Source organism: Pseudoduganella sp. RAF19 (assembly GCF_052114165.1).
In the GTDB taxonomy this organism is placed as follows: Bacteria; Pseudomonadota; Gammaproteobacteria; order Burkholderiales; family Burkholderiaceae_D; genus Rugamonas.
On record NZ_JBFREF010000012.1, the window covers coordinates 39,710 to 64,556 of the forward strand.

A 24,847-nucleotide genomic window follows, 5' to 3' on the forward strand; every position below is an offset into this window, starting at 1 on the left:
TCCATGGCGAAGGCAAAGACCAACTACACCTGCAGCGAATGCGGTGGCGTGTCCAGCAAATGGACCGGCCAGTGCGCCGCCTGCCAGCAGTGGAACACGATGGTGGAAACCGTCATCGAGGCGGCGGGCGCCAACCGCTTCTCGCAAACCCATCAATCGCTGGCGCAGACCGCGCCCGTGCTGTCGCTGCAGGATATCGAGGCACTGGATGTGCCGCGCTTCGGCACCGGCATTGAAGAATTCGACCGCGTACTGGGCGGCGGCCTGGTGGCGGGCGGCGTGGTGCTGATCGGCGGCGATCCGGGCATCGGCAAATCGACCCTGCTGCTGCAGGCCCTGGCGAATATGTCGCAGGTCAAGAGCGTGCTGTATGTATCGGGCGAGGAGTCTGGCGCGCAGATCGCGCTGCGTGCCAAGCGCCTGGCGGTCGACGCCAAGGACCTCAAGCTGCAGGCCGAGATCCAGCTGGAGAAAATTCTCGCCACGCTGAATGACATCAAGCCGCAGGTGGCCGTGATCGACTCGATCCAGACGCTGTACTCGGATGCGCTGACGTCGGCGCCCGGCTCGGTGGCCCAGGTGCGCGAATGCGCGGCCCAGCTGACGCGCATGGCGAAGACCACGGGCGTGACCATTATTCTGGTCGGCCACGTGACGAAAGAGGGTTCGCTGGCCGGTCCGCGCGTGCTGGAGCATATCGTCGATGCGGTGCTGTACTTCGAAGGCGATAACAATTCCAGCTTCCGCCTGGTGCGCGCCATTAAAAACCGCTTTGGCGCGGTCAATGAGCTGGGCGTGTTTGCCATGACGGAGAAGGGGCTGAAGGGCGTGTCGAATCCTTCGGCGCTGTTCCTGTCCCAGCACGACAGCCAGGTGCCTGGGTCGGTGGTGATGGTAACGCAGGAGGGCACGCGTCCGTTGCTGGTGGAAATCCAGGCGCTGGTGGATGCCAGCCATCTGCCCAACGCGCGCCGGCTGTCGGTTGGTCTGGAGCAGAATCGCCTGGCGATGCTGCTGGCAGTGCTGCACCGTCACGCCGGCATTGCGGCTTTCGACCAGGACGTGTTCATAAACGCGGTGGGCGGGGTGAAAATCACCGAGCCGGCCGCCGACCTGGCGGTTCTGCTGGCGATCAATTCCTCCATGCGTAACAAGGCGCTGCCGCGCGGCTTCGTCGTGTTCGGGGAAGTGGGGCTGGCGGGCGAAATCCGGCCCGCGCCGCGCGGCCAGGAGCGCCTGCGCGAAGCGGCCAAACTGGGCTTCTCGGTGGCCATGATCCCGAAGGCGAATGCGCCCAAGCAGCCGATCGAGGGCATGACCATCATTCCGGTGGAACGCATCGACGATGCCTTCAGCCGTTTGCGGGAATTGCAGTAATACTTGATTCACATCATCGCTGAATGCGCAGTACAATACTAGGCTTGTAAGAAACTTTGGATTAAGCACAATGTTGGTGGATAGCAGGCAAGGGGCGCGCAAAATCCTGCGTGTAAAAGCGATGATCGTCATGGATGCAGGCGGCGGACCAATGCTGGCGCGCACCTTCGACCTCGGCCTGGCCGGGATGTCGCTCACATCGGAACACAAGGTCACCATTGGCCAGACTGGCCAACTCGTGTTCGAAATGCTGGTCGACGGCAAGCCGCAAATCGTAAGTTGCCGCGGAAAAGCAAGTCACTGCATCTTCAGCGGCGACGAATTCAAGATCGGCTTTACCTTCCTGCCACTGGATAACGACGCCGCGGGCGCCATCACCAAATTCATGCGGTAAATCCCGGTCTGCTCGGCGTTTTGATTCTCAGGCTATACTGGACAATGATGATCATTTCGTCCTTTATTGGCTCATTGCTAAGCTATGAATAACGTCAGCAACCTTCTCACGTCCATGTACGGCACTACTGCCAGTCTCGGCAATGCCGGCGCGTCGAATACGCTGTCGTCCACCGTGGCGGCGCGGGTCGAGCAGACGCTGGCGTCGCAGAAGGGCGTGGTTAACCGGCTCAACAATAACATCACCAGCACGCAGGCCAAGTTGTCCGGCCTGGGCCAGCTGCAAAGTGCGCTGGCGCTGTTCCAGAATATCGCCGACAGCCTGGCGGGCAGCGGGCTCAGCACGAGCGCCAGCGTGTCCACCAAGGGCGTGCTGGGCGCCGCGACCAACGGCACGGCCAAGGCAGGCACTTACAAGATAGATGTCAGCCAGCTGGCGCAAAACCAGATTCTGAACGGAGCTTCTTTCGATTCGGCGGACAGCCAGATCGGCACCGGTTCCCCCGCCACCATCAAGGTCGGCGACAAAACCATCACCATCGACAGCCACAACAATACGCTGAACGGTATTGCCGGCGCATTGAAAGATGCGGGCATCGACAGCAGCGTGATCAAGTCCAGCACCGGCTATGCGCTGCAAATCCGCAGCGCCAGCGGCGAAGCGAACAGCCTGAAATTCAGCGTCAGTGGCGACGCGGCCGTAAAGAACCTGTTCAGCAATCTGACCCAGAGCCAGGCGGCGCAGGATGCCATCCTGACCGTCGACGGCAAGGAAGTGCGCAGCGCCGATAACAGCATCGACGACGCGATTGCCGGCACCACGCTGACCTTGCAGGGCAAGGGCAAGGCCGACGTTACCATCAGCAGCGACAGCTCGCAGATCGCGAAAAACGTCAGTGCCTTCGTGGCCGGTTTCAATACCCTGAGCGACCGCCTGGCCACGCTGCAGAAGGGCGATCTGAAAGGCGATACGGCGCTGAACCAGGTGTCGAGCCAGCTGGAGCAGCTGGTCAAGACTGGCGGTGGCAGTTCGGCATCCAAGCTGGCCGATGCGGGCCTGACCTTCAGCAATGGCAAACTGGTACTGGATGAGAAGAAGCTGAATGCAGCGATCGCGGCCGATCCGAATGCGGTGTCGAAACTGTTCACCAATGAGGGCAAGGGCATTGCCGACCAGCTGAACAGCAAGATCGACGCGCTGACCGATTCGAAGACCGGCGTCATCAGCCGCGAAGTCACCCAGGTCAACAAGCAGGTGGCGTCGCTGAACACCCAGAAGACCCAGCTGACGCAAACCCTGACGGCGCAAGCCCAGGTGCTGGCCCAGTTCTACACGCAGCAGGAGCAGCAGGGCGGCAATTCCGCGCTGCCGGGCTATAACGGCCCCAGCTCGCTGTTCGACTTCTTCGCCTGAAAAAACGAAGGCTCCGTCGGCGGCGCCCTGAAGGTCCGCTGCGGAGCCGTGCTTCGATGAAGCCTGGTGCTACTCGTGGTAGCGGTCGATCAGCTTGTGATGTGCTCCACGGGATTCGGTCACGATTTCCCACGCGATCAACGCGATCATCGCTCCGAAGATCCCCAGAGTGAACAGGGCCCACATAACGATCCAGCTGCCGTTGCCGGTAGCTGCTCCTTAGTTGATACAACTAAACTTTAGCAGCAAAACATGCAATTGCAAGCGGCCGCTTATTTCACCAGATCGGCTTGCATCACGGCTTTGAGGTAGAGGCTGGTCTGCTCGTCTTCCTCGCGCATCACGAACCACCAGGCGGCGCCTTTCTTCATTTCCCAATCCTGTTCCTCGCCCGTCATCAGCAACGCGGCGCACTGGCCGAGGGTAGGCTGGTGGCCGACGATCAGCACCGCCTCTTTCGAGAAGGGCCAATTGGCGGCCTTCAGAATGTCTTGCGGATCGGCGTCGGGCGCCAGGTCGGGATGGGTCTTGTATTTGCGGCCCAGGCCCTCCGCGGTTTGCACGGTGCGCACGGCGGGACTGACGAGGACGCGGCAGGACTCCGGCAGCTGCGAATCCAGCCACTGGCCCATGCGGCGCGCCTGTTTCTGGCCTTTGGCTGTCAGGGCGCGTTCCATATCGGGCAAATCAGGGCCGCCGGGCTCGGCCTCGGCGTGCCGCCACAAGATCAGGTCCATACGACGTCCTCCCATGAGCAGACTCTCAATCGGCGGCCGTCGGTACGGCCGGACTGCCTAACGTCTCCATCAGGTGCTGCTGGGCGCTGAACGCCTTCTGCTTGCCGCGCGCCTTGCGACGCTGGTAGTGGCCGTCGGGTTCAAGCTCCCATGCGTTGGAGTTGTCCTTCAGGTACGGATTCAAACCTTCCGCAAGAATGCGGCGCTTCAGATTGCGGTCGAGGATAGGGAAGGCCACCTCGATGCGGCGCAGCAGATTGCGGTTCATCCAGTCCGCGCTGGCCAGGTAGATGTCATGCGCCAGGTCATTGCGGAAGTAATAAATGCGGCTGTGTTCAAGGAAGCGGCCGATGATGGAGCGCACCTTGATGTTTTCCGACAGGCCCGGCACGCCCGGCTTCAGCATGCACGCGCCGCGTACGATCAGATCGATCTTCACACCGTCTTTCGAAGCGGCGTAGAGCGCGCGGATAACCGGCTCGTCGGTCAATGCATTGATTTTAGCGATAATCCGCGCCGGACGCCCGCTCTTTGCAATTTTCTGTTCGTTCTTGATTGCCTTGATGATCTCGGATTGCAGTGAGAACGGCGCCAGCCAGATATTGCTGAGCTTTTGCGGCTTGGCCAGGCTGGTCAGGTGCATGAACACCTCGTTGACGTCGCGGCCCATGGCCGGGTCGGCCGTCAGCAGGCCGAAGTCGGTATACAGCTTGGTCGTCGAGGGATGGTAGTTGCCGGTGCCGAGGTGGGCGTAGTAGCACAGGCCGCCTTCATCGCGGCGTATCACCAGGGCGATCTTGGCGTGGGTCTTCAGGCCCACCACGCCGTACACCACCTGCGCGCCGGCTTGTTCCAGCTTGTCGGCCCAGTTGATATTTGCTTCCTCGTCGAAGCGCGCCATCAGTTCCACCACCACGGTCACTTCCTTGCCGCTACGGGCGGCCGCGATCAGGGCTTCCATCAGGTCGGAGTTCATGCCGGTGCGGTAGACGGTTTGCTTGATCGCCACCACGTTCGGATCAAGCGCGGCGCTGCGGATGAAGTCGATAACGGTCTGGAAACTCTGGTAAGGATGGTGCAGCAGGATATCGTTCTTGCGCAGGGTGGCAAAGATGTCGCTGGCCACGGTCTTGGTCAGGCTGCCCGGCACGAATGGCGGCCAGCGCAGTTCCGGCTTGCGCGACTGGTCCACGATTTCGTTCAGGCGCACCATATTCACCGGGCCATCCACCTGATACAGGCGGGTCTGGTCCAGGCCGAACTGGTCGAGCAGGAACTGGGACAGCTCCGGCGGGCAGTTCTTGGCCACTTCCAGCCGCACCGAGGTGCCGAATTGACGGCCTTGCAACTCCCCCTTCAGGGCCTGGCGCAGATTCTTGACCTCATCCTCATCGACCCACAGATCGGAATCGCGGGTGACCCGGAATTGCGAATATGCCATCACGTCACGGCCGGCGAACAGATCGGAAATATGGGCGTGAATAATAGAAGAGAGCAGGCAGAACGATACGCCGTGCGGCGACAGGTGGTCCGGCAGGCGCACCACGCGCGGCAGCACGCGCGGCGCCTTCACGATGGCAATCGCGGTGCCGCGGCCGAAGGCATCCTTGCCGCTCAGCGCCACGATAAAGTTCAGACTCTTATTAATAACCTGCGGGAAGGGGTGGGCCGGATCGAGGCCGATCGGGGTCAGCAGGGGGCGCACTTCGCGCTCGAAATATTCCTTGACCCAGGCGCGCTGCGCTTCGTTGCGCTCGGAGTGGCGCACGATGTGCACGCCCTGGGCGCGCAGTTCCGGCAGCACTGCGGTATTTAATATCTCATATTGGCGGCGCACCAGACCGTGGCACTCTTCGCTGACGCGGGCCAGGGTGCTTTGCAGGGCAGGGTGGTCGGCCATATCGCCTTCCACCGCGGCAGCCAGCAGGCTGGCCACGCGTACTTCAAAGAATTCATCCAGATTACTGCTGACGATGCACAGATAGCGCAGTCGTTCCAGTACCGGAATTGCCGGGTCTTCGGCCTGGGCCATCACACGGCGGTTAAATGCCAGTTGCGACAGCTCCCGGTCCAAAAAGATTGCCTGTTTAGCGGCTTCGGCGCGGAGTTCCGGTTTCATGGTACTTGTCATTTTTTTACTGTTTCATTGGCCTTATTGTAGTGTAATTAAGCTTTGTGACAGGTTTATGACCATACAAAAATGAATTTTAGTTATGTCATAAAGCTGTAATATTGACGTCATACACTGCGCAGCATTCAACCCCAACCCCCCAAGAGGATCTTGATATGCGTATGAAACAGTTGTTGACCTCCTTCGTTGTTGGCGCATCCGCGGCAATGACGTTCGCTAGCGCTTTTGCAGCGGACATGACCGGCGCAGGCGCAACTTTCCCTTACCCGATTTACGCTAAGTGGGCTGAGTCCTACAAGGCAGCTACCGGCAACGGCCTGAACTACCAATCCATCGGTTCCGGCGCTGGTATCAAACAGATCAAAGCCAAGACCGTTGATTTCGGCGCATCCGACATGCCTCTGAAAGCAGAAGAGCTGGACGCTGACGGCCTGATGCAGTTCCCAGCCATCATGGGTGGTGTGGTGACCGTGGTTAACCTGGATGGCGTAGCTCCTGGCCAGCTGAAGCTGACCGGTCCGGTTGTTGCTGACATCTACCTGGGCAAGATCACCAAGTGGAACGACGGCGCGATCGCTGCTCTGAACGCCGGCGTGAAGCTGCCAGCTGACGAAATCACCGTGGTGCACCGCGCTGACGGCTCCGGCACCTCCTTCCTGTTCACCGACTTCCTGTCCAAGTCCTCCCCAGAGTTCAAGACCAAGATCGGTTCCGGCACCGCTGTGAAGTGGGCTACCGGCGTGGGCGGTAAAGGTAACGAAGGCGTGGCTGCTAACGTGCAGCGTATCAAAGGCTCCATCGGCTACGTCGAGTGGGCTTACGCCAAGAAGAACAAGATGTCCCACACCCAGCTGAAGAACAAGGATGGCGTGTTCCTGCAGCCTGATGATGACAACTTCAAGGCCGCTGCTGCCAACGCGGAATGGACCAAGACCCCAGGTTTCGGCGTGGTGCTGACCGACCAGGCTGGCAAGCAATCCTGGCCAATCACCGGCGTGTCCTTCATCCTGATGCACAAGGCACAGGCTGACGCTGCACGCGGCAAGGAAGTCGTGAAGTTCTTCGACTGGGCCTTCAAGAACGGCGGCGCTGCTGCTACCGAACTGGACTACGTACCACTGCCAGCATCCGTTGTGAAGCTGGTCCAGGATTCCTGGAAAGCTAACCTGAAAGACGCTTCGGGCAAAGCAATCTACTAATGAGCGCGGCGGATCAATGATCCGCCCTACGCCCGGACGGCCGGGCTACCTCCTCGTAGGGCGGGTCATTGACCCGCCGGTAGTGGCGAGGGGGTTAGCCGGGAAATCCTGTATCAGGGCTTCCCGGCTAGCCTACATCTATAAGAAAACTTCATGAGTGCTGAAATCACCTCTCCTCCTATCCAATTACCGGAGTCGGCCATGAGCGACGCCGTCTCGAGCGCTGCCATGCATTCGATCATGCGCAAGCAGCGACTACAGGACTTCATCTTCCACAAGGTGACGATGGCCTTCGCACTGACTGTTCTGGTCGTACTGGTCGGCATCATCATCTCCCTGATTCACGGCGCCATTCCGGCGCTGTCCCACTTTGGTCCGGCTTTCATCACCACCGTCGAATGGGACCCGGTCAATGATAACTACGGCGCGGCCATCGCCATCGTCGGCACCCTGGTGACCTCGGCGATCGCGCTGCTGATTGCCTTCCCGGTGAGTTTTGGCATTGCGTTGTTCCTGACCGAGATCTGCCCGGTCTGGCTGCGCCGCCCGCTGGGCACGGCGGTTGAGCTGCTGGCCGGCGTACCATCCATCATCTACGGTATGTGGGGCCTGTTCGTGTTCGCGCCGATGTTCGGCACGTATGTGCAGCCGCTGCTGAAAGCCACCCTGGGCCAGCTGCCCTGGATCGGCGTGCTGTTCAGCGGCCCGACCATGGGTATCGGCATGGTGACTGCCGGCCTGATCCTGGCGGTGATGATTATTCCTTTCATCTCATCCGTGATGCGCGACGTGTTTGAAATCGTGCCGGCCGTGCTGAAAGAATCGGCATACGGCCTGGGCTGTACCCGCTGGGAAGTGGTGCGCAAGATCGTTCTGCCTTACACCAAGACCGGTGTGGTCGGCGGTGTGATGCTGGGCCTGGGCCGCGCGCTGGGCGAGACCATGGCGGTGACCTTCGTGATCGGTAACGCCAATGAACTGAGCGGCTCGCTGTTCGCGCCGGGTAACAGTATCGCTTCCACTCTGGCCAATGAATTCGCAGAGGCGTCGACGCCGCTGCACGTGTCCTCGCTGTATGCGCTGGCACTGTTCCTGTTTGTGATTACCTTCATCGTGCTGTCCGCCGCGAAGCTGATGTTGATGGGCATGTCGCGCAAGGAGGGCGTGAAATGATTAATACGAATAATCCCGTTTATCGCCGCCGCCTGCTGGTGCACCGCGCGGGCATCGCCCTGTCGGTTGGCGCCATGGCGTTCGGCCTGATCGCACTGCTGTGGATTCTGGCGACCCTGCTGGTCAACGGCGTGGGCGCCCTGAGCGGCTCCATGTTCACCGCCACCACGCCCGCTCCCGGCAGCGAAGGCGGCGGTTTGTGGAACGCCATCTTCGGTTCGCTGCTGATGGTCGGCTTGTCCACCCTGGTGGCGACCCCGATCGGCATCCTGGCCGGCATTTATCTGGCCGAATACGGCGACGATAACAAGGTTGCGCAGGTAACCCGCTTCGTGACCGACATCATGCTGTCGGCGCCGTCGATCGTGATTGGCCTGTTCGTGTACGCCCTGTACGTGGCGAACCTGAAGCACTTCTCCGGTTTCGCCGGTTCGCTGGCGCTGTCCCTGATCGCCATTCCGGTGGTGGTGCGCGCTACCGACAATATGCTGCGCCTGGTGCCGAACTCGCTGCTAGAAGCCGCTTACGCACTGGGCACCCCGCGCTGGAAAGTATCGACCATGGTGCGCCTGCGCGCCGTGAAGGCTGGCGTGGTGACCGGCGTGCTGCTGGCTGTGGCCCGCGTGTCCGGCGAGACCGCACCACTGCTGTTCACGGCCCTGAACAACCAGTTCTTCAGCGCCGACATGAATCAGCCGATGGCTAACCTGCCGGTGGTGATTTATCAGTTCGCGATGAGCCCATACGACAACTGGCGAGCCCTGGCATGGGGGGGCGCGCTGCTGGTGACCTTCAGCGTGCTGGGCCTGAATATCCTGTCGCGTACCGTATTTGCACAGAATGCGCCGAAATAATCCAAGACTAAAGAGATCATGACCCAAGCAAGCAAAATTATCGAAATCTCCGGCCTGAACTTCTACTACGGTAAGACGCGCAGCCTGCACAATGTCAACCTGGACATCCACGAGAAAAAAGTAACCGCCTTCATCGGCCCGTCCGGCTGCGGCAAATCGACCCTGCTGCGCACGCTGAACCGCATGTACGACCTGTACCCGGGCCAGCGCGCGGAAGGCACGATTGCCTACCGCGGCCGCAATATCCTGGAAGCAGGCCTGGACGTGAATATGCTGCGCGCCAAAGTGGGCATGGTGTTCCAGAAGCCGACTCCGTTCCCGATGTCGATTTACGATAACATCGCGTTCGGCGTGCGACTGTATGAAGACCTGTCCAAGGGCGAGATGGACGAGCGCGTGGAATGGGCGCTGAAGAAGGCCGCCCTGTGGACCGAAGTGAAAGATAAATTGAGCAAGAGCGGTTTGTCGCTGTCCGGCGGCCAGCAGCAGCGTCTGTGCATCGCGCGCGGCGTGGCTGTGAAGCCGGACGTTCTGCTGCTGGACGAGCCGACTTCCGCACTGGACCCGATCTCGACGTCGAAGATCGAAGAACTGATTAGTGAGCTGAAGCTGGATTACACCATTGCCATCGTGACCCACAATATGCAGCAGGCAGCGCGCTGCTCGGACTACACGGCCTATATGTACCTGGGCGAGCTGGTGGAATTCGGTGAGACCGACCAGATCTTCATGAATCCTGCGCGTAAAGAAACCCAGGATTACATCACTGGCCGCTTCGGCTAACAAAAAAATTACATAAATTCGGAGAGATTGCCATGATGGGCGAACATTCAAGCAAGCAGTACGATCACGAACTGGAAGCGATCCGCTCCAAGGTTCTGCTGATGGGCGGCATCGTCGAGACCCAGTTCCTCGACGCCATGACCTGCTTCCGCATCGGGAACATTGAGCGCGCCGACCGCGTGATCCGCGAAGACGACAATGTGAACCAGCTGGAAGTGCAGCTGGACGACCAGTGCAGCCACCTGATCGTGCGCCGCCAGCCGACCGCCAATGACCTGCGTACCGTGATGGCCACCATCAAGGTCATCACCGACCTGGAACGCATCGGCGACGAAGCGGCCAAGATCGCCCGTACCGCCAAGAGCCTGCACGGCCGCGGCGCGGTGACCGTGAACCACTACGAAATGGTGCGTTCCATCGCCAATGCGACCAGCGATCTGCTGCACGATGCGCTGGACGCTTTCGCCCGCAACGACGGCAAGCAGGCGCTCCAGCTGATCGCCCAGGATGCGATCATCGACCACGAGTTCCGCTCCATCATGCGCAATCTGATTACCTTCATGATGGAAGATCCGCGTACAATCTCGGCGGCACTGGACACGATGTGGGTGGCCAAGGCTATCGAGCGCATTGGCGATCACGCCAAGAACATCGCCGAATACGTGATCTATGTGGTGGAAGGCAAGGACATCCGCCACAGCCGCGTTGCCGCACCCGCACCCGAGGCCAGCCCAGAATAAGGTAAGCAATGGCATCGGATAAGACGACTGTACTGATTGTTGAAGATGAACCGGCGATCGTTGAGCTGGTGACGTTCTCCTTGCGCGAAGCCGGCTGGCATTGCGTTTCTGTGCAGAGCACGCAGGAAGCCTGGGAATACATGCAGACCCGTACCCCGCAGCTGGTGCTGCTGGACTGGATGCTGCCCGACCAGAGCGGCCTGCGCCTGCTGGCGCGCATTCGCGGCGACCGCCACTTCGGCAATGTCCCCATCATCATGCTGACGGCAAAGAGCATGGAAGAGGACAAGCTGGCTGGCCTGAACAGCGGCGCCGACGACTACATCACCAAACCGTTCTCGCCACGCGAGCTGCTGGCCCGTTCGCGCGCGCTGCTGCGCCGCAAGAGCCCTGAGCTGGCGGAGACGCTGATGAAGGCCGGTCCGGTCACGCTGGACCCGGTCAGCTGCACCGTATCGCTGAACGACAGCAAGATCGACATCGGCCACGCCGAGTACAAGCTGCTGAAGTTCTTCCTGGCCCACCCGGAGCGCGTGTTCTCGCGCAGCCAGCTGCTGGACAAGGTGTGGGGCGACCACGTGGTCATTGAGGAGCGTACCGTGGATGTGCATGTGCTGCGCCTGCGCAAGGCGTTGAAAGAGGCTGAACACCTGATCCGCACGGTGCGCAGCGTCGGCTACATGCTGTCCGAGAAATCATGAACCCGCTCGTTCTGTTCTGGGTGCCCGTTGCCGTGCGCATGGGCCTCCTGCTGGCCGCGGCGGGCCTGGCATGGTGGATGTTCGGACCATCGGCTGCGGCCTTCGTGACCTTCGTCGGCATGCTGGCGTGGATTCTGATCCAGCTGCGCTACCTGTTCCAGGCCAGCCAGTGGCTGGACGATCCGCAAAGCAGCCGCCTGCCGGATGGCTGGGGCGAGTGGACCGGCGTGTTCGCGCGCCTGTACCGCCTGCGCCGCGACGACGAAAAGAACCAGGCTGAATTGACCGAGTGGCTGGCGCGCTTCCGCCAGGCCATGCACCTGCTGCCGGACGGCGTGGTCATCATGGACGACGTGCTGTTCCTGGAGTGGTGTAACCCGGCTGCGGAAGAGCACCTGGGCCTGCGCCATGACCGCGACAAAGGCATGCGCGTGACCAATCTGGTGCGCAGCCCGGACTTCATGGATTACCTGATCCTGGGCCGCTATGAGCAGCCGCTGACGTTGAGCTTCCGCGAGCGCAAGCTGATCGTCCACATCATCCCGTTTGAAAACCGCCGCCAGATTCTCGTCACGCACGATGTGACGGAAACCCAGCGCGCGGAGATGATGCGCCGCGACTTCGTGGCCAACGCTTCGCACGAACTGCGAACGCCGCTGACCGTGATCGTGGGCTTCCTGGAAATCGCTGCGTCGATGGATCTGGATGCGGAAACCCGCGCTTCGCACCTGAAGCTGATGATGGAGCAGGGCCACCGCATGCAGCACCTGATCGAGGACATGCTGACGCTGTCGCGCCTGGAATCTGTCGATCATCCGATGCGCCCGGAGCGCGTGGACGTGACCAAGCTGATGGAGCAGCTGCTGCACGAAGGCCGCGCGCTCTCCAACGGCAAGCACACCATCGAACTGGAAGTGAAGGGCGGCGACGTAATGGGCAGCGTGGACGAACTGCACAGCGCCTTCGGTAATCTGGTGTCCAACGCGGTGCGCTACACGCCGGTGGGCGGTACCATCCATCTGCGCTGGGAAGATACGCCAAGCGGCGTGCAGTTCCAGGTGCAGGATACGGGCATCGGCATCAACCCTGAGCACATCTCGCGCCTGACCGAGCGTTTCTACCGCGTGGACAAGAGTCGCTCGCGCGAGACGCAGGGCACAGGCCTGGGCCTGGCCATCGTCAAGCACGTGCTGCTGCGCCACAGCGGCAAGCTGACCATCACCTCGGAAGCAGGACACGGCAGCACCTTTACCGTCAGCCTGCCGAAGGCACTTTCCAGCGCGCCGCAGCAGGTCGAGACCCTGGTAGGGCCGGAACAGACGGTGTGATGTCCGGTATGCGTTACAATCTGCACGCTCAACCCGTGCAGATCTCATAACCATACATGTATTTGAAACGTTTTACCCTGGCCGCGCTGGCAGCCCTGGCGCTGGCCGGCTGCCAGACAAATCCAACTCCATCCCAGCCCGTTGCGGTGCCGTCCGGTGCCGTGCAGCCGGTTACGCCTGGCTCACCCACAACACCTGACGCGCACGCCACGGCGCCGGCGCAGCCGGCCGTCGTTGAAGCGCCTCCGCAGCTGCGCAAAGTCCGCATTGGCCTGGCTCTCGGTGGCGGCGCCGCGCGCGGCTTCGCGCACATCGGCGTAATCAAGGCCCTGGAATCGAATGGCATCACGCCGGACCTGGTGGTCGGCACCAGCGCGGGCAGCGTGGTCGGCGCGCTTTATGCGGCCGGTAACAACGCCAGCACTTTGCAGAAGATGGCCTACGATATGGACGAATCGGCCATTTCCGACTGGGCGCTGCCGCTGTTCGGCAAGTCGTCCGGCGTGCTGAAAGGCGAGGCCTTGCAGGCGTATGTGAACAAGGCGGTGAACCACCGCGCCATCGAGAAGCTGAAGATCCCCTTCGGCGCCGTGGCGTCCGACCTGAAGACCGGCCAGCCGATTCTTTTCCAGCGCGGGAATACGGGCATGGCTGTGCGCGCCAGTTCCGCCGTGCCGGGCGTGTTCCAGCCGGTGACGATTGCGGGCCATACCTATGTCGATGGCGGCCTGGTGGCGCCGGTGCCGGTGCGCTTTGCGCGCGAGATGGGCGCGGACTTCATCATCGCGGTCAATATCTCGACCCAGGCTGAATCGCAGCAAACCAATTCTTCGCTGGAGGTCATCATGCAGACCTTCTCCATCATGGGCCAGCGCATCAACCAGCTGGAGCTGCGCGATGCGGACATCGTGATCCAGCCGCCGCTGGGCAAGATGGCGTCCAGCGATTTCAAGAACCGCGCCGTGGCCATCCAGGCCGGCGAGCGTGCCACCATGGCCGTGATGGGCCAGATCAAACAGAAGCTGAAAGCGCTGCGCGAGCAGCCTGCAGTGCAATAAGGAAGAGAACCATGCAAACCAAGCCGTACCTGTCCCTGGAAGATGTGAAGAAGATTGCTGCCGGCTGCGAAGCTGAAGCCAAGGCGAATAACTGGGCCGTGAGCTTTGCCATCTGCGACGATGGCGGCCACCTGCTGTGGTTCCAGCGCCTGGATGGCGCGGCGCCGATGTCCTCGCACATTGCTCCTTCCAAGGCGCGCACTGCCGCGCTGGGCCGCCGCGAATCGCGCATCTACGAAGAGATCATTAACAACGGCCGCACTTCCTTCCTCAGCGCGCCGGGCGTTGAAGGCATGCTGGAAGGCGGCGTGAATATTGTGATCGACGGCCACACGGTTGGCGCGGTGGGCGTGTCCGGCGTGAAGTCGACGGAAGATGCGCAGATCGCCAAGGCGGGTATCGCCGCGCTGGGCTAAGGCCTTCGCTGCCGGCTTCGCCGCTCCCTTCGCGCATGGACCTGGTGCTCGCTCCCGCTGTCGTCGGCGATGCCGATGACCTGCTGGCGTTCGAGTCGGCCAACCGCGCGTGGTTTGAACACTGGGTCGTTCCGCGCGATCCTTCTTACTACAGCATCGAGATGGTCCGCGCTTCGCTGGCGATTGCCCAGCGCGAGCGCGATCTCGACCTGTCGCATCAATATCTGCTGAAATCCGGCGGCGAAATTATCGGCCGCGTGAACCTGACTGGGGTGCAGCGGGTGGCCTTCAACAAGGCCTCGCTGGGCTACCGCATCGGCCAGGCTCACGCCGGCCGCGGCGTGGCCTCGCGCGCAGTGGCGCTGCTGCTGGATGAAGCGTTCGGCAAACTGGATTTCTGGCGCATTGAAGCCAACTCGCGGCCTGAGAATGCGGCTTCCGTGCGCGTGCTGGAACGCAATGGCTTCCGCGCCTACGGCCGCGCCACGCGCAGCATGCAGCACCAGGGCGCCTGGTACGACCAGATCCTGTTTGAGCGCCACCGCGACGCGGCCTAGCGCGCGAAGACTCCACGCTACCCGCATCTAGAGCGCCTGCGCCCAGCGCGGTTTGGCTTCGGCGCGCTGTTCAGGCATTGCCGGGCCGCGCGGGTCGGGTTTGGTGCTGGCGCAAACGGCTTCGTGACAGGCTTGTGACAGGATTGCCGAACGGGCGAGAATGGGTTATAATTCAAAGGTTTAGCCAATTACTATTCGACCGTAGCGCCTACCTCTCATCCCATCATCATCTGACCTGCAAGCCTGGCAAATGCGCCCGGGTTCCCTGTGGGTTGTCTGAGTGGCGCCGCTACGGTAACTTTACAGGAGTTGCCCTTGCCGCCATTTTTTTCTGGCCCTGCCGTTCCAGCCATCCTGGCCCTCGCTGACGGAACTATCTTCAAAGGATTTTCCATTGGCGCTGCCGGTCATACGACGGGCGAAGTCGTTTTTAACACCTCCATTACCGGGTATCAGGAAATCCTGACCGATCCGAGCTATTCCCGCCAGATCGTCACCCTGACTTATCCGCATATCGGCAACTACGGTATCAACACCGAAGACGTCGAAGCCACCAAAGTCCATGCTGCCGGCCTGATCATCCGTGACCTGCCGCTGCTGGCATCGAATTTCCGCTCCCACCAGTCGCTGACCGACTACCTGAAGGCCGAGAACATCGTCGCCATCGCCGGTATCGACACCCGAAAGCTGACCCGCATCCTGCGTGAAAAGGGCGCGCAGGCCGGCGCCATCCTGGTGGGCACGCAAGGCAATGAGCCATCCGTCGCACAAGCCGTTGAGCTGGCGCGCAACTTCCCGGGCCTGAACGGCATGGACCTGGCGAAAGTCGTGTCGGTGCCATCGATCTACGAATGGACCGAAACCGAGTGGGAACTGGGCAAAGGTTACGGCAAAGTCGAGAATCCGAAGTTCCACGTGGTCGCCTATGACTTCGGCGTGAAGCGCAACATCCTGCGTATGCTGGCATCGCGTGGCTGCAAGGTCACCGTGGTTCCTGCGCAGACCAGCGCCGCCGACGTGCTGGCACTGAACCCGGACGGCGTGTTCCTGTCCAACGGTCCTGGCGATCCTGAGCCATGCGATTATGCGATTGCCGCCACCAAGGAATTCCTGGCCAAGAAGATCCCGACCTTCGGTATCTGCCTCGGCCATCAGATCATGGCCCTGGCTTCCGGCGCGAAAACGCTGAAGATGAAGTTCGGCCACCACGGCGCCAACCACCCGGTACAGGACCTGGACAGCAAGAAGGTGATGATCACCTCGCAGAACCACGGCTTCGCTGTGGATGCGGACACGCTGCCTGCCACCTGCCGCGTGACCCACGTGTCGCTGTTCGACGGCTCGCTGCAAGGCTTTGCCCGCACTGACACGCCGGCTTTCTGCTTCCAGGGCCACCCTGAAGCATCGCCCGGCCCGACCGACGTCGCCTACCTGTTTGACCGCTTCATCACCATGATGGAAGCCGCGGAGAAGAAATAAATGCCAAAACGTACAGACATTAAAAGCATCCTGATTATTGGCGCCGGCCCGATCATCATCGGCCAGGCCTGCGAATTCGACTACTCCGGCGCACAGGCCTGCAAGGCCCTGCGTGAAGAAGGCTACAAGGTCATCCTGGTGAACTCCAACCCGGCGACCATCATGACCGACCCGGAAATGGCGGACGTGACCTACATCGAGCCGATCACCTGGCAAGTCGTGGAGCGCATCATCGCCAAGGAAAAGCCGGACGCGATCCTGCCGACCATGGGCGGCCAGACCGCGCTGAACTGCGCGCTGGACCTGCACCGCAACGGCGTGCTGGATAAATACAAGGTCGAACTGATCGGCGCAACGCCGGAAGCCATCGACAAGGCCGAAGACCGCGCCAAGTTCAAGGACGCGATGACCAAGATCGGCCTGGGTTCGGCACGTTCCGGCGTGGCGCACTCGATGGAAGAATCGTGGGCCGTGCAGCGCGAAGTGGGCTTCCCGACCATCATCCGTCCGTCCTTCACCATGGGCGGCAGCGGCGGCGGTATCGCCTACAACGAAGAAGAATTCGAAGCCATCTGCAAACGCGGCCTGGAAGCCTCGCCAACCAATGAGCTGCTGATCGAAGAATCGCTGCTGGGCTGGAAAGAGTACGAGATGGAAGTGGTGCGCGACAAGGCGGACAACTGCATCATCGTGTGCTCGATCGAAAACCTGGACCCGATGGGCGTGCACACCGGCGACTCCATCACCGTCGCTCCGGCACAGACTCTGACCGACAAGGAATACCAGATCATGCGTAACGCCTCGCTGGCGGTGCTGCGCGAGATCGGTGTGGACACCGGCGGTTCCAACGTGCAGTTCTCGATCAACCCGAAAGACGGCCGCATGATCGTCATCGAGATGAACCCGCGCGTGTCCCGTTCCTCGGCACTGGCATCGAAAGCCACCGGCTTCCCGATCGCCAAAGTGGCAGCGAAACTGGCCGTGGGCTTCACCCTGGACGAACTGCGCAACGAAATCACCGGCGGCGCTACCCCGGCGTCGTTCGAACCTTCGATCGACTATGTCGTGACCAAGGTGCCGCGCTTCGCCTTCGAAAAATTCCCGGTCGCCGACGACCGCCTGACCACCCAGATGAAGTCCGTGGGTGAAGTGATGGCGATTGGCCGCACCTTCCAGGAATCTTTCCAGAAAGCCCTGCGCGGCCTGGAAGTGGGTGTGGATGGCCTGAACCAGAAAACCACCGACCGCGAAACGCTGGAAGAAGAACTGGGCGAGCCAGGTCCTGAGCGTATCTGGTACGTGGGCGATGCATTTGCGCAGGGCTTCACCCTGGAGGAAGTGCACAACCTGACCAAGATCGACATGTGGTTCCTGATCCAGATCAAGGAGATCGTGGACCTGGAACTGTGGATGGACACCCAGAAGCTGGAAAACATCGACAAGACCACGCTGTTCAAACTGAAACAGAAGGGTTTCTCGGACCGCCGCCTGGCTTACCTGCTGCAGACTACCGATACCGAAATCCGCAACAAGCGCCGCGAACTGGGCATCCGTCCGGTGTACAAGCGCGTCGACACCTGCGCCGCAGAGTTCTCGACCAACACCGCGTACATGTACTCGACCTACGAGGAAGAGTGCGAGTCCAACCCGACCGACAAGAAAAAGATCATGGTGCTGGGCGGTGGCCCGAACCGTATCGGCCAGGGTATCGAATTCGACTACTGCTGCGTGCACGCTGCGCTGGCAATGCGCGAAGACGGCTACGAGACCATCATGGTCAACTGCAATCCTGAAACCGTGTCGACCGACTACGATACCTCCGACCGTCTGTACTTCGAGCCGCTGACGCTGGAAGACGTGCTGGAAATCGTGGACCTGGAAAAGCCGGTCGGCGTGATCGTGCAGTACGGCGGCCAGACCCCGCTGAAACTGGCGCTGGACCTGGAAGCCAACGGCGTGCCGATTGTCGGCACCTCGCCGGACATGATCGACGCCGCCGAAGACCGCGAGCGTTTCCAGAAGCTGCTGCAGGACCTGGAACTGCGTCAGCCGCCTAACCGTACCGCGCGTACCGAAGAAGAAGCGCTGAAGCTGGCGCAGGAAATCGGCTACCCGCTGGTGGTGCGTCCTTCCTACGTGCTGGGCGGCCGTGCGATGGAAATCGTGCACGAGCAGCGCGACCTGGAGCGCTATATGCGCGAAGCGGTGAAGGTGTCGAACGACTCGCCGGTGCTGCTGGACCGCTTCCTGAACGACGCCATCGAGTGCGACGTGGACTGCATCTCCGACGGCGACACCACCTTCATCGGCGGCGTGATGGAACACATCGAACAGGCCGGCGTGCACTCGGGCGACTCCGCCTGCTCGCTGCCGCCTTATTCGCTGTCGCAGGAAACCATCGATGAACTGAAGCGCCAGACTGCGCTGATGGCCAAGGGCCTGAACGTGGTCGGCCTGATGAACGTGCAGTTCGCGATCCAGAAGCAGGACGGCAAGGATGTCGTGTACGTGCTGGAAGTGAACCCGCGCGCCTCGCGTACCGTGCCTTACGTGTCCAAGGCGACCGGCCTGCAGCTGGCCAAGATCGCTGCACGCTGCATGGTCGGCCAGAAGCTGGCGGAGCAGGGCATCACCAAGGAAGTGGTGCCGCCTTACTACAGCGTGAAGGAAGCGGTGTTCCCGTTCGTGAAGTTCCCTGGCGTGGACACCATCCTCGGCCCGGAAATGAAATCGACCGGTGAAGTAATGGGCGTCGGCATGACCTTCGCGGAAGCGTTCGTGAAGTCGCAATTGGGCGCGGGCGTGAAGCTGCCGAAGTCGGGCAAGGTCTTCCTGTCCGTGAAAGCCTCCGACAAGCCGCGCGCCGTGAAAGTGGCGAAGGACCTGGTCGATGCCGGCTTCACCCTGGTGGCGACCAAGGGCACTGCGGCCGTGATCTCGGCGGCCGGTATTCCGGTCACCGCGGTCAACAAGATGTCCGAAGGCCGTCCGCACGTGGTCGACATGATCAAGAACCACGAGATCGCCCTGGTGATCAACACGGTTGAAGAGAAACGTACTGCCATCAACGATTCGCGTAATATCCGTACTTCGTCGCTGGCAGCCCGTGTGACCACCTACACCACGATCGCTGGCGCCGAGGCGGCCGTTGCCGGCATCCGCCATCTGGACGAGTTGCGCGTGTACGATTTACAAGGCCTGCATAAGTCTTTAAACTAAGGTAATGTAAGCAGTACGCAGTAACAACCTAATTACAGAGCCCGCGCTGAAGCATGGCGCGGGCTCTGTGCTTTTTAGCAATTTAACAAGAGACAGAACATGAACACAGTTCCACTGACTAAATTTGGCGCCGAGCTGCTGAAGGAAGAGCTGCACCAGCTGAAGACCAAGGAGCGCCGTATTGTTATCGACGCGATCGCTGAAGCGCGTTCGCACGGCGACCTGTCCGAAAACGCCGAATACGATGCCGCCAAAGAGCGCCAGGCGTTCGTGGAAGGCCGCATCGCGGAACTGGAAGGCAAGCTGAGCTCGGCCCAGATCGTGGACCCGTCCACCCTGGACGCGGAAGGCCGCGTGGTGTTCGCCTCCACCGTGGATCTGGAAGACCTGGATTCCGGCGCGAAAGTGAGCTACCAGATCGTGGGCATCGACGAAGCCGACCTGAAACTGAACAAGGTTTCCGTAACCTCGCCAATCGCCCGCGCCCTGATCGGCAAATACGCCGGCGACGTGGTGGAAGTGCAGGCCCCAAGCGGTCCGCGCGAATACGAAATCCTGGAAGTGCGCTACATTTGATGCTGCTGCCTAAAGTACGCCTGCTGGTCGCTGCCTTGTGGGCCGGCAGCCTGTGGGCGGTCGGCTACCTGGTGGCGCCGACCCTGTTTGCGACACTGAACGACCGCATCTTGGCCGGCACCATTGCCGGCAGCCTGTTCCATGCGGAGGCAATGCTGTCGCTGGGCTGCGGCGTGGCGATGGGGCTGCTGCTGTGGCTGGCAACGCCGGACTGGACGCCGCGCCGCCGCCGCACCGTGCTGCTGCTGATCGTGGCGATGGTGATGTGCACCGTGGTCAGCCATTTTGGCTTGCAGCCGATGATGGCCGAGCTGCGTTCCACCGGCCTGGCCGATGAAGCAGTGAAGAACCGCTTCGGCATGCTGCACGGAATTTCGAGTGTGATTTTCCTGGTGCAAAGCCTGCTGGCCGGCTGGCTGGTCTGGAAGCAGTAACCCTAAAATCGGGTCAGACCCAAGGGTCAGACCCCAGCCCGCTGCCGCCGCGTATCGGGGTCAGACCCTTGGGTCTGACCCGACGTTAGGGTTCAGGCAAGCGTCGATTTCTTGGTGCTGGTCTGGCGCTTCTTGGCGCGCTTGATGTTGCCGCCGGAAGTCACGCGTTCATTCCCTTTCAGCAGCACCTTCGTCACGGTTGGCTTGCTGCGGCCGCTAGGGCTGGGCTTGACGACGGTGACCATGCGCATGCCCTTGCCGGACTTGGCAGCAGTCTTCTCGGCATCCTTCTTCGGACGGTACAGCACCAGCAGCTTGCCGATGTGCTGCACAGGCGCCGCATCCAGCTCCGCGCAAATGGTTTCGTACATTTCGATGCGCGCTTCGCGGTCGTCGCCGAAAACGCGGACTTTGATCAGACCGTGGGAATCGAGGCCCAGCTCGATTTCCTTCATGACGGCAGGGGTCAGGCCGGCTTCGCCGACCATCACGATGGGCTTCAGGCCGTGGGCTTCTGCGCGCAGAGCGCTGCGCTCGACAGGAGTCAGGTTCAACATAATTTTTTTGCTAGTTCTCTAGTGGTTCTCTTAAAGGCAGTATTCTACGCTAATGGCTAAGAACAAAATAAACAAAAACTGGTTACACGACCATATCAACGACCCTTACGTGCGCGCCGCCCAGAAGGATGGCTTCCGCGCACGCGCCGCGTACAAGCTGAAAGAGATCGACGAAGACGAGAAGCTGATCAAGCCGGGCCAGGTCATCGTCGACCTCGGCTGCACCCCTGGCTCCTGGGGCCAGTACACCCGCCGCAAGCTGGCGGGCAAGGAAGGCGGCGGCATCCACGGCACCATCATTGGCCTGGACATCCTGCCGATGGAGCCGATCGCCGACATGCACTTCATCCAGGGCGACTTCCGCGAGCAGGAAATCCTGGACCAGCTGGCCGAGGTGCTGCAGGGCCGCAAAGCAGACCTTGTTTTGTCCGACATGGCCCCAAACCTGTCCGGTATCTCGGTCGCGGACGCGGCCCGCATGGAAGATCTTATTGACCTGGCAATTGATTTCTCTCAGCACCACCTGAAACCGGGTGGGGCGCTTTTGGTCAAATGTTTCAAGGATCTGGGATTCAGCCAGATCGTGGAGAAATTCAGGTCGGAATTCAAGACAGTCATTCAGAAAAAACCGAAGGCCAGCCGGGATAAATCCTCAGAAATCTTCTTATTAGGCCGCGGTTTGAAGAATCCGGCCGAATAGATTGCTATTTTGCCCTTGTCTTTACGCGAAAATGCCGCATATTCAGCCAAGGAGCGTGGCTGTTCTGCGCACCTTTGGGCAGGTTTGTAGCACGGCCTGCTTATTGCGAGTAAAATCGGTCTTCGTGCTACAGGTAACTGGTGCGGCCCCGCATCCAAGGAGTTTTCGTGAATAACATGTTTTCTAAATCGGCTATTTGGGTCATCGTTGCCTTGCTGTTATTTATGCTGTTCAAGCAATTTGACAGCCACAGCATTTCGAGCGGCAGCAAGCCAATTGCCTATTCCGACCTGCTGGATGAAGTCAAAGCCAAGCGCGTGAAGGAAGTGCTGATTGAAGGCACCAGCATCACCGCGACCCGCATTGACGATTCCAAGGTCCGCACGACCTCCACCTTCCTGGACCGCGGTCTGATTGGCGACCTGCGCGACAACGGCGTGCGCTTCGACGTGAAGCCGCCTGAGGAGCCTGGTTTCCTGCAACAGGTGTTCGTGTCCTGGTTCCCGATGCTGCTCCTGATCGGTGTATGGGTGTTCTTCATGCGCCAGATGCAGGGCGGAGGGAAGGGCGGCGCGTTCTCCTTCGGTAAGTCGAAGGCGCGCATGCTCGATGAAACGAATAACACCGTGACCTTTGCCGACGTGGCAGGTTGCGACGAAGCGAAAGAGGAAGTGTCGGAGATCGTCGACTTCCTGAAAGACCCGACCAAGTTCCAGAAACTGGGCGGCCGTATTCCACGCGGCGTGCTGATGGTTGGCCCTCCAGGTACCGGTAAGACCCTGCTGGCGCGCGCCATCGCAGGCGAAGCCAAGGTGCCGTTCTTCTCGATTTCCGGCTCGGACTTCGTTGAAATGTTCGTCGGCGTGGGTGCATCCCGCGTGCGCGACATGTTCGAGAACGCCAAGAAGCATTCGCCTTGCATCATCTTCATCGACGAGATCGACGCTGTTGGCCGCCATCGTGGCGCCGGCATGGGCGGCGGTAACGACGAACGCGAACAGACTTTGAACCAGCTGCTGGTTGAGATGGACGGCTTCGAGGCTTCCTCCGGCGTGATCGTGATTGCCGCGACCAACCGTGCCGACGTGCTGGACAAGGCGCTGCTGCGTCCGGGCCGCTTCGACCGTCAAGTGTCGGTGGGCCTGCCGGACATCCGCGGCCGCGAACAGATCCTGAACGTCCACATGCGCAAGGTGCCGATCGGTACCGACGTGAAAGCGGACATCATTGCCCGCGGTACGCCGGGCTTCTCCGGCGCCGACCTGGCCAACCTGGTCAACGAGGCAGCGCTGTTTGCCGCCCGCCGTTCCAAGCGTCTGGTCGATATGCAGGACTTCGAAGATGCGAAGGACAAGATCTTCATGGGCCCGGAACGCAAGTCCATGATCATCCGCGAAGAGGAGCGCCGCAATACGGCGTACCACGAATCCGGTCACGCCGTGGTCGCGAAGCTGCTGCCGAAAGCGGACCCGGTGCACAAGGTCACCATCATGCCGCGCGGCTGGGCGCTGGGCCTGACCTGGCAGCTGCCTGAGCACGACAATATCTCGGGCTACAAGGACAAGATGCTGGAAGAGATTTCCATCCTGTTCGGCGGCCGTATCGCGGAAGAGATCTTCGTGGGCCAGATGTCCACCGGCGCTTCCAACGACTTCGCCCGCGCCACCAAGCTGGCACGTTCGATGGTCACCAAGTTCGGTATGTCCGATGCGCTGGGCGTGATGGTGTATGAAGATACCCAGAACGACGGCTTCCTGGGCGGCACCAACAAGACCATCTCCGAAGCGACCCAGCAGAAGGTGGATGCGGAAATCCGCAACATCCTGGACAGCCAGTACGCGCTGGCCCGCAAGCTGCTGGAAGAGAACCGCGAGAAGGTCGAAGTGATGACCAAGGCCCTGCTGGAATGGGAAACCATCGATGCGGACCAGATCAACGACATCATGTCCGGCCAGGAGCCGCGTCCGCCAAAAGCCGGCGTGACCATCCGCAAGCAGCCGAGCGGTGACGGTCCGGGCGCCAACCCGAACTCCAACGTCGCTGCACCGGCCTGATCGCGTCGACGCGATACACTACCGAAGGGTGAGGAGCAATCCTCACCCTTATTTTTTAGAACCACCAGCGTGAAGCTGGTGGCTGCCACGATGTGGCAGCCACCGGGTTTATGTCCCGGGTTTTCAGCATGCCCCCAATCAAATTCGGCCGCTTCAATTTCCCCGCCAGTCGCGCGCTGGTGATGGGCATCCTCAACGTTACTCCCGACTCTTTCAGCGACGGCGGTGAATTCGCCACGCTGGACTACGCCATCAACCACGCCGAGCAGATGATACGCGACGGCGTCGACATCATCGACGTGGGCGGCGAATCCTCGCGTCCCGGTGCGCCTGCTGTCTCGCTGGATGAAGAACTGCGGCGTGTGCTACCGGTGCTGTTCGCGTTGCGCGACAGCGGCAAGGCGATTTCGGTCGACACCTATAAACCGGAAGTCATGCGCGAAGCGATACTGGCCGGCGCGGACATGATCAACGATATAAACGGTTTCCGCGCCCCCGGCGCCATTGAAGCCGTCAAAGACAGCGATTGTGCGTTGTGCGTTATGCACATGCTTAACGATCCTACAACAATGCAAGACAAGCCCGAGTACAATGACGTCGTGCAGGAGGTGGTGGACTTTCTGCGCGAACGCATTGCGGCCCTGACCGCCGCCGGGATTGAGCGGGATCGCATCTGGATCGATCCCGGCTTTGGCTTCGGCAAAACGGTCGAGCATAATTACGCATTGCTCAAGGCTGGGCGCCGCATGGTGGCCGAGCTGGGTGTGCCGCTGCTGGCGGGCCTGTCGCGCAAATCGATGATTGGCGCCGTGACCGGCAAACCAGTGGAGCAGCGCCTGGCCGGCAGCCTTGGCGGCGCGCTGGCCGCGGTGGCCCATGGCGCTCAAATCGTCAGGGTGCACGATGTGGCCGAGACTGTCGACGCATTAAAAGTGTGGCACGCAGCTCAATAAAAAGGATGAGATAA

General features: G+C 60.9%; 23 protein-coding genes. 20 read left to right on the plus strand and 3 right to left on the minus strand.

What is annotated here, in order from left to right; all coding sequences use genetic code 11:
• Positions 1-3 precede the first annotated feature (3 nt).
• The 3 genes from radA to fliD all read left to right on the plus strand — a co-directional run bounded on the left by radA (position 4) and on the right by fliD (position 3,184).
• On the plus strand, positions 4-1,377 hold the full coding sequence (radA, locus tag AB4Z19_RS27045) for a DNA repair protein RadA (protein WP_442036669.1): 1,374 nt from the start codon (positions 4-6) through the stop codon (positions 1,375-1,377).
• Positions 1,378-1,447: 70 nt separating this feature from the next.
• Entirely contained in the window at positions 1,448-1,771 is a 324-nt protein-coding gene (locus AB4Z19_RS27050; RefSeq protein ID WP_442026048.1) for a PilZ domain-containing protein, read from the plus strand.
• Positions 1,772-1,855: 84 nt separating this feature from the next.
• Entirely contained in the window at positions 1,856-3,184 is a 1,329-nt protein-coding gene (gene fliD / locus AB4Z19_RS27055; RefSeq protein WP_442036671.1) for a flagellar filament capping protein FliD, read from the plus strand.
• Between the two features lie 272 nt (positions 3,185-3,456).
• Here fliD and sixA read toward each other — a convergent pair whose 3' ends face one another.
• Positions 3,457-3,921, minus strand: a complete 465-nt coding sequence (gene sixA / locus AB4Z19_RS27060) for a phosphohistidine phosphatase SixA (RefSeq protein ID WP_442026050.1) — start codon at positions 3,919-3,921, stop codon at positions 3,457-3,459.
• 25 nt (positions 3,922-3,946) lie between these two features.
• Entirely contained in the window at positions 3,947-6,040 is a 2,094-nt protein-coding gene (gene ppk1, locus AB4Z19_RS27065; RefSeq protein WP_442036673.1) for a polyphosphate kinase 1, read from the minus strand.
• Between the two features lie 173 nt (positions 6,041-6,213).
• Here ppk1 and pstS point away from each other — a divergent pair, with 173 nt between their 5' ends.
• The 14 genes from pstS (at position 6,214) to AB4Z19_RS27135 (ending at position 20,569) form a co-directional block, all read left to right on the plus strand.
• A complete protein-coding gene (gene pstS, locus AB4Z19_RS27070; protein WP_442029012.1) occupies positions 6,214-7,251 on the plus strand; it encodes a phosphate ABC transporter substrate-binding protein PstS in 1,038 nt (345 codons plus the stop codon).
• 201 nt (positions 7,252-7,452) lie between these two features.
• A complete protein-coding gene (gene pstC / locus AB4Z19_RS27075) occupies positions 7,453-8,424 on the plus strand; it encodes a phosphate ABC transporter permease subunit PstC (RefSeq protein WP_442036675.1) in 972 nt (323 codons plus the stop codon).
• Entirely contained in the window at positions 8,421-9,278 is an 858-nt protein-coding gene (gene pstA / locus AB4Z19_RS27080; RefSeq protein ID WP_442026509.1) for a phosphate ABC transporter permease PstA, read from the plus strand. Before pstC ends, pstA begins: the two co-directional genes overlap by 4 nt.
• 18 nt (positions 9,279-9,296) lie before the next feature.
• Positions 9,297-10,061, plus strand: coding sequence for a phosphate ABC transporter ATP-binding protein PstB (pstB, locus tag AB4Z19_RS27085; protein WP_442036677.1), 765 nt, complete (start codon positions 9,297-9,299; stop codon positions 10,059-10,061).
• 32 nt (positions 10,062-10,093) lie between these two features.
• Positions 10,094-10,801 (plus strand): phosphate signaling complex protein PhoU, encoded by a 708-nt coding sequence (phoU, locus tag AB4Z19_RS27090; RefSeq protein ID WP_442026511.1) that lies wholly within the window; start codon positions 10,094-10,096, stop codon positions 10,799-10,801.
• Between the two features lie 8 nt (positions 10,802-10,809).
• Complete coding sequence (locus tag AB4Z19_RS27095) at positions 10,810-11,502, plus strand: response regulator (RefSeq protein WP_442026512.1); 693 nt, start codon at positions 10,810-10,812, stop codon at positions 11,500-11,502.
• Positions 11,499-12,830 (plus strand): phosphate regulon sensor histidine kinase PhoR, encoded by a 1,332-nt coding sequence (gene phoR / locus AB4Z19_RS27100; RefSeq protein WP_442026513.1) that lies wholly within the window; start codon positions 11,499-11,501, stop codon positions 12,828-12,830. Before AB4Z19_RS27095 ends, phoR begins: the two co-directional genes overlap by 4 nt.
• 56 nt (positions 12,831-12,886) lie before the next feature.
• Entirely contained in the window at positions 12,887-13,888 is a 1,002-nt protein-coding gene (locus AB4Z19_RS27105; RefSeq protein ID WP_442036679.1) for a patatin-like phospholipase family protein, read from the plus strand.
• Positions 13,889-13,899: 11 nt separating this feature from the next.
• Complete coding sequence (locus AB4Z19_RS27110) at positions 13,900-14,304, plus strand: GlcG/HbpS family heme-binding protein (protein ID WP_442026515.1); 405 nt, start codon at positions 13,900-13,902, stop codon at positions 14,302-14,304.
• Between the two features lie 35 nt (positions 14,305-14,339).
• The gene (locus tag AB4Z19_RS27115) at positions 14,340-14,861 is read left to right on the plus strand and encodes a GNAT family N-acetyltransferase (protein ID WP_442026516.1); all 522 of its coding nucleotides are present in this window, start codon (positions 14,340-14,342) and stop codon (positions 14,859-14,861) included.
• 315 nt (positions 14,862-15,176) lie between these two features.
• The gene (carA, locus tag AB4Z19_RS27120; protein WP_442036681.1) at positions 15,177-16,340 is read left to right on the plus strand and encodes a glutamine-hydrolyzing carbamoyl-phosphate synthase small subunit; all 1,164 of its coding nucleotides are present in this window, start codon (positions 15,177-15,179) and stop codon (positions 16,338-16,340) included.
• The gene (gene carB / locus AB4Z19_RS27125; protein ID WP_442036684.1) at positions 16,341-19,559 is read left to right on the plus strand and encodes a carbamoyl-phosphate synthase large subunit; all 3,219 of its coding nucleotides are present in this window, start codon (positions 16,341-16,343) and stop codon (positions 19,557-19,559) included.
• A 99-nt stretch (positions 19,560-19,658) separates the two neighbouring features.
• Entirely contained in the window at positions 19,659-20,135 is a 477-nt protein-coding gene (gene greA / locus AB4Z19_RS27130) for a transcription elongation factor GreA (RefSeq protein WP_442027750.1), read from the plus strand.
• Positions 20,135-20,569: a DUF4149 domain-containing protein gene (locus tag AB4Z19_RS27135; protein ID WP_442027751.1), complete on the plus strand. Its 435-nt coding sequence runs from the start codon at positions 20,135-20,137 to the stop codon at positions 20,567-20,569. The genes greA and AB4Z19_RS27135 overlap by 1 nt, the downstream gene beginning before the upstream one ends.
• Before the next feature lie 92 nt (positions 20,570-20,661).
• Here AB4Z19_RS27135 and yhbY read toward each other — a convergent pair whose 3' ends face one another.
• Positions 20,662-21,126 carry a ribosome assembly RNA-binding protein YhbY gene (gene yhbY, locus AB4Z19_RS27140; RefSeq protein WP_442036686.1) on the minus strand — a complete coding sequence of 155 codons (465 nt, stop codon included), beginning with the start codon at positions 21,124-21,126 and terminating at the stop codon, positions 20,662-20,664.
• Positions 21,127-21,178: 52 nt separating this feature from the next.
• Between yhbY and AB4Z19_RS27145 the strand changes: the two genes are divergently transcribed.
• The 3 genes from AB4Z19_RS27145 (at position 21,179) to folP (ending at position 24,833) form a co-directional block, all read left to right on the plus strand.
• Positions 21,179-21,826, plus strand: coding sequence for an RlmE family RNA methyltransferase (locus tag AB4Z19_RS27145; RefSeq protein WP_442027752.1), 648 nt, complete (start codon positions 21,179-21,181; stop codon positions 21,824-21,826).
• Between the two features lie 167 nt (positions 21,827-21,993).
• The gene (gene ftsH / locus AB4Z19_RS27150; RefSeq protein ID WP_442036688.1) at positions 21,994-23,880 is read left to right on the plus strand and encodes an ATP-dependent zinc metalloprotease FtsH; all 1,887 of its coding nucleotides are present in this window, start codon (positions 21,994-21,996) and stop codon (positions 23,878-23,880) included.
• A gap of 128 nt (positions 23,881-24,008) precedes the next feature.
• A complete protein-coding gene (folP, locus tag AB4Z19_RS27155) occupies positions 24,009-24,833 on the plus strand; it encodes a dihydropteroate synthase (protein WP_442036690.1) in 825 nt (274 codons plus the stop codon).
• Positions 24,834-24,847 lie beyond the last annotated feature (14 nt).

Excerpts from the sequence above, each read along its gene's own strand:
- AB4Z19_RS27115 (WP_442026516.1), top strand. The coding sequence starts at position 14,340 with ATGGACCTGGTGCTCGCTCCCGCTGTCGTCGGCGATGCCGATGACCTG.
- pstA (WP_442026509.1), top strand. The coding sequence starts at position 8,421 with ATGATTAATACGAATAATCCCGTTTATCGCCGCCGCCTGCTGGTGCAC.
- carB (WP_442036684.1), top strand. The coding sequence starts at position 16,341 with ATGCCAAAACGTACAGACATTAAAAGCATCCTGATTATTGGCGCCGGC.
- AB4Z19_RS27135 (WP_442027751.1), top strand. The coding sequence starts at position 20,135 with ATGCTGCTGCCTAAAGTACGCCTGCTGGTCGCTGCCTTGTGGGCCGGC.
- fliD (WP_442036671.1), top strand. The coding sequence starts at position 1,856 with ATGAATAACGTCAGCAACCTTCTCACGTCCATGTACGGCACTACTGCC.
- pstB (WP_442036677.1), top strand. The coding sequence starts at position 9,297 with ATGACCCAAGCAAGCAAAATTATCGAAATCTCCGGCCTGAACTTCTAC.
- greA (WP_442027750.1), top strand. The coding sequence starts at position 19,659 with ATGAACACAGTTCCACTGACTAAATTTGGCGCCGAGCTGCTGAAGGAA.
- AB4Z19_RS27095 (WP_442026512.1), top strand. The coding sequence starts at position 10,810 with ATGGCATCGGATAAGACGACTGTACTGATTGTTGAAGATGAACCGGCG.
- folP (WP_442036690.1), top strand. The coding sequence starts at position 24,009 with ATGCCCCCAATCAAATTCGGCCGCTTCAATTTCCCCGCCAGTCGCGCG.
- phoR (WP_442026513.1), top strand. The coding sequence starts at position 11,499 with ATGAACCCGCTCGTTCTGTTCTGGGTGCCCGTTGCCGTGCGCATGGGC.
- pstC (WP_442036675.1), top strand. The coding sequence starts at position 7,453 with ATGAGCGACGCCGTCTCGAGCGCTGCCATGCATTCGATCATGCGCAAG.
- AB4Z19_RS27050 (WP_442026048.1), top strand. The coding sequence starts at position 1,448 with ATGTTGGTGGATAGCAGGCAAGGGGCGCGCAAAATCCTGCGTGTAAAA.
- yhbY (WP_442036686.1), bottom strand. The coding sequence starts at position 21,126 with ATGTTGAACCTGACTCCTGTCGAGCGCAGCGCTCTGCGCGCAGAAGCC.
- pstS (WP_442029012.1), top strand. The coding sequence starts at position 6,214 with ATGAAACAGTTGTTGACCTCCTTCGTTGTTGGCGCATCCGCGGCAATG.
- radA (WP_442036669.1), top strand. The coding sequence starts at position 4 with ATGGCGAAGGCAAAGACCAACTACACCTGCAGCGAATGCGGTGGCGTG.
- AB4Z19_RS27145 (WP_442027752.1), top strand. The coding sequence starts at position 21,179 with ATGGCTAAGAACAAAATAAACAAAAACTGGTTACACGACCATATCAAC.
- AB4Z19_RS27105 (WP_442036679.1), top strand. The coding sequence starts at position 12,887 with ATGTATTTGAAACGTTTTACCCTGGCCGCGCTGGCAGCCCTGGCGCTG.
- phoU (WP_442026511.1), top strand. The coding sequence starts at position 10,094 with ATGATGGGCGAACATTCAAGCAAGCAGTACGATCACGAACTGGAAGCG.
- sixA (WP_442026050.1), bottom strand. The coding sequence starts at position 3,921 with ATGGACCTGATCTTGTGGCGGCACGCCGAGGCCGAGCCCGGCGGCCCT.
- ppk1 (WP_442036673.1), bottom strand. The coding sequence starts at position 6,040 with ATGAAACCGGAACTCCGCGCCGAAGCCGCTAAACAGGCAATCTTTTTG.
- AB4Z19_RS27110 (WP_442026515.1), top strand. The coding sequence starts at position 13,900 with ATGCAAACCAAGCCGTACCTGTCCCTGGAAGATGTGAAGAAGATTGCT.